Annotated in this window: 1 protein-coding gene; it reads right to left on the bottom strand. The window is 75.1% G+C overall.

What is annotated here, in order from left to right:
• On the bottom strand, positions 1–301 hold a 301-nt coding region (locus JHD80_RS28995), incomplete at both ends, for an inorganic phosphate transporter (protein WP_248311827.1).

Genomic DNA, 301 nt, shown 5'->3' with positions numbered 1-301 from the left:
CCCCCCCCCCCCCCCCCCCCCCCCCCCCCCCCCCCCCCCCCCCCCCCCCCCCCCCCCCCCCCCCCCCCCCCCCCCCCCCCCCCCCCCCCCCCCCCCCCCCCTCTTTTCACGCAGAAGACGGCATACGAGATCGCGCCTAGAGTCTCGTGGGCTCGGAGATGTGTATAAGAGACAGCCATAGAGCTGGTTGGCGAGGCCGACGCCGATGATCGAGCCGATCAGCGTATGCGAGGACGAGGCCGGCAGGCCGAGCGCCCAGGTGCCGAGGTTCCAGAGGATCGCGGCGATGAGCAGCGCGAAC

This window comes from Allobosea sp. ASV33 (genome assembly GCF_016428755.1).
Classification (GTDB): Bacteria; Pseudomonadota; Alphaproteobacteria; order Rhizobiales; family Beijerinckiaceae; genus Allobosea.
Note: the sequence above shows the minus strand (reverse complement) of the source record. Positions and strands in the feature narration are given on the sequence as shown.